This is a genomic window from Rhodococcus sp. P3_B8 (assembly GCF_056402775.1).
In genome coordinates this window covers 1-3,225 of the sequence record NZ_JBFUGT010000494.1, presented here as the reverse complement: position 1 = coordinate 3,225, position 3,225 = coordinate 1, and the positions used below count along the sequence as shown (strand labels likewise).

General features: G+C 65.4%; 3 protein-coding genes and 1 pseudogene. 1 reads left to right on the top strand and 3 read right to left on the bottom strand.

Annotated features, from left to right (window positions below):
* The 3 genes from AC1D1G_RS43485 to AC1D1G_RS43475 form a co-directional block, all read right to left on the bottom strand.
* Positions 1-195: hypothetical protein (locus AC1D1G_RS43485; RefSeq protein WP_477956740.1), on the bottom strand; the 195-nt coding region annotated here is incomplete at its 3' end.
* A complete protein-coding gene (nrdI, locus tag AC1D1G_RS43480) occupies positions 153-629 on the bottom strand; it encodes a class Ib ribonucleoside-diphosphate reductase assembly flavoprotein NrdI (RefSeq protein WP_005259574.1) in 477 nt (158 codons plus the stop codon). The genes nrdI and AC1D1G_RS43485, both read right to left, overlap by 43 nt.
* A gap of 88 nt (positions 630-717) precedes the next feature.
* The gene (locus AC1D1G_RS43475; RefSeq protein WP_005240286.1) at positions 718-951 is read right to left on the bottom strand and encodes a redoxin NrdH; all 234 of its coding nucleotides are present in this window, start codon (positions 949-951) and stop codon (positions 718-720) included.
* Positions 952-1,992: 1,041 nt separating this feature from the next.
* Between AC1D1G_RS43475 and AC1D1G_RS43470 the strand changes: the two are divergent.
* A pseudogene (locus tag AC1D1G_RS43470) lies at positions 1,993-3,225 on the top strand (transposase); the annotation flags it as partial.

The following is a 3,225-nucleotide window of genomic DNA, read 5'->3' as shown; positions in this document are numbered from 1 at the left end:
GTTCTGGTTGACGTGCTGCAGGAAGTACTGGCGGGCGGCGGCGACGTCCTTGTCGAACTGGATCTCACCGTTGGGGCCGTACAGGTTGAGCATTGCGTTGAGTGCGTGGTAATCGAGACCGTTCGTCGAGTCTCCACCGCGCGCGTCGCGCTCTACGCTCCCCGCGTCGATGGTGTCTGTGATGGTCGGCGCCACTTCTCGTGCTCCTCGTCGTCTAAGTGATCCCAGAATTCACCCAGACCGGCCCTGACCCGCTCGACGTCCTCGGCTGTGCCCATGAGTTCGAAGCGGTAGAGGTAGGGAACGTGGCATTTCTGAGAAATGATGTTTCCTGCAAAGCAATAGGATTCACCGAAATTGGTGTTTCCTGCCGCGATCACTGCTCGGATCAGCGACCTGTTGTGTGTGTTGTTGAGAAATCGGATGACCGGCTTCGGGACGTAACTGGTGTCGCGGCCCATGGCCGTCGTTCCCCCGCCGTAGGTGGGGACGATCAGCACGTAGGGTTCGCGAACCTCGAAGGTTCCCTCGCGGTCATGAATGGGTATGCGCGTCGCAGGCAGCCCGAGCCGCTGGACGAATCGGTGCGTGTTCTCCGAGGCGCTGGAGAAGTACACCAGCGATGTCATCGGTTTCCACCATCTGGACTAGTACTACCGTTTACTGCCGCCCGGGAATCGGTTCGATCTCCGCCTCGGGCGGTGCGATCGCCTCGCTTCAAGCAGCGTTTGCCGAGAGGGTCTTGATGCGGTCGGGGCGGAAGCCCGACCAGTGCTCGTCACCGGCCACGATCACGGGCGCCTGCAGGTATCCCAGTGCCATGACGTAGTCCCGGGCTTCGGGGTCTTCGGTGATGTCGACGACGGAGTATTCGATACCCGCCTTGTCGAGGGCCCGGTAGGTGGCATTGCACTGAACGCAAGCGGGCTTGGTGTAGACGGTGATGCTCATGAAGTCCCTCTTTCCACTGCCGAATGGAGCTGACGAAGTGTGTGTTCAGCGCACTGAGACTTCCCCTGATCGAGATGGCGGTGACCCCCGATGGAGATGCTCACCGAGTCGGTTCTCGTTGTGGTCTCTCAGTGCTCAAGACACTACACCTAGTGGCCGACAGAAACACTTAACCCGAGATGTTGTGAGTCACATTGATGAAATTCCCAGGTCGTCATCCCGCGGACCATAAATTTCGTGCTCGCTCTGGCGTGTCGCACATCACATCTTCGGTGTGACGCGGGACACCCCTCTCATCGCGCTCCTGCACTGGAGGCTTTTAACTGTTGCCGATATATCTAATCTAATCGATAGGTTCTGACACTGTCTGCCGGTGTGAATTGGTTAGGCGACTTGGGATGTCGGTGGTTGGGTGCGCAAGGCGGCAGGGAGGGCCGGTGGCCTTCTGGGCGCACCGGTTCGGATCACCGAATCTTTTGACCGCGCGGACCTCGACTCCTATCAGTGCAGGCCGCCCGGATGGGGGTGTGCGGGCCCGGGTCGGCGGGGGCAGCGGGCGGGGTTGGGCCGGATGCTCGACAACGCGGCCGAGGGTCGGTTCACGGCGGTGCGGGTGGTGTGGCGAGATCGATTGGCCCAGTTCGCCGGTGGGCTGGATCGGGCGGTACTTGTCGGAGGCCGGCGTTACAGTCGAGGTCTTACGAGACAGGAGCGACAGATCGCTGGTGGGAGGGTTGATGGATGACGTCAGGGCGGTGCCGGCATCGTTGTCCGGCCGGTTCTCTGGGCGCTGTGGTCGAAACAGAATCAACGACGGGGTCTCCCGCTCGACCGTCTTGCTACGTTGCACGCGCGCCCGCTGGCCGCTCGATTACGATCAGGCAGCCACGACGCCGCGGCACGGTTGGGAATGGGTTAACCGGTGAGCATCTCGGGCGTTCGCGGGTTCTTGTCACCGGCGGTGCCGGCGGACGGCTGGTGCATCATGGTCCGCGCGTGTCGGAACGTGAAGGTGCTGACCGATCCCGAATTGTGCCGGGTATGACCGGGCCGGGATCGACTGTGCCGCGGCAGTTCGCGTTCACCACCCGCGCGTACTTGGCGGTCGACGATGCGACCGAGGAGCCGATCGGACTCGACGATGTCGATATCCGGGTGGGGTGGCTCCTCGATCTGGTCGCCGCGGCCGGCGGCGAGTTGGTGTCTCGGCTGTGGCAGCCGGCGACGTTCGACGTGCTCGCCGCCGGTCGTGACCGCCAGGACCGCAGGCTGCCGGCGCAGGGGCATGTCACCGCGGCGCGTCTCGGCTGGAACCCGATCTATCCGGACGGGGTCTACGTGCCGTCGCGGGTCACGCGGGTGGTGACCGCGCAGGTAACGGCGACCCTGCGGACCCTGGCCTACCGAGATACCGCGATCGCGGCACTGTCGGCCCGATTCGACCCGGACACCGGTCGTCTGACCGCACCCACCGAGCCGGGCGACTATGTGCCCTCGGGTTACGCGCGAGGCGTGCGGCGACAGCTCCTCGCACACGCCCGCCGCACCGACAGGGCACCGGCCGGCCGGTTGCGGATCACCGACCTGCAGGGACCACCGCTTGCGAGCGCGATGGCCCAGCTCTCCGCCGCCGACCGGCAGCTCGCACGGATCACCGCGACAGTCCGTGAGCTGGTGTTGACGGTGAAGCTGCCCACCAGCCCCGCCCCGGTGGGGCGGGCGCAGTGGCGGCGGGTCCGGCTCACCGCAACTATCCCCGCGCACCTGCATGACAGAACTGTCATCGACTGGCATCTGCCGACCCTGGTCCTCGACCACCGGGGTCTGTTGTGGCGGTGCGCGGCGACCGAACTCGTCCCTGCGAACGACCTGGCCTCGGCCGCCGTCGCGGTCGGGGTGGACTGGTCCCCGCGCACCCTCGGTGCCGCCGCCATCACCGCGGACCACCCGGAGGGGCTGGTGTCGGATTACCGGGGCTGGACCTACGACGACCGGGGCCTCGGCGTCAAACTGGCGCGCCTGCAGGCCGAGGGGCAGCTGCTGCACGCCAAGGCGGCCCGGTTGACGCAATTGGCCGCCGCCGCCCCACCGGAGGTCCGCGCCGAGTTGGAGGCGAAGATCGCCGTCCTGAACAAGCATCGCGAGGCGGTGGGTGTCAAGAGAGGGAGGATCAACCGGGAACTCGCCTTCCACTTCGCCCGCCAGGTCACCGAGTACGCCGCCGCGGCGGACGCGGAGATGATCGCGGTGGAGGATCTCAGCACCCTCGAGACC

Coding starts and splice junctions, on each gene's coding strand:
- AC1D1G_RS43475 (WP_005240286.1), bottom strand. CDS start 951: ATGAGCATCACCGTCTACACCAAGCCCGCTTGCGTTCAGTGCAATGCC.
- nrdI (WP_005259574.1), bottom strand. CDS start 629: ATGACATCGCTGGTGTACTTCTCCAGCGCCTCGGAGAACACGCACCGA.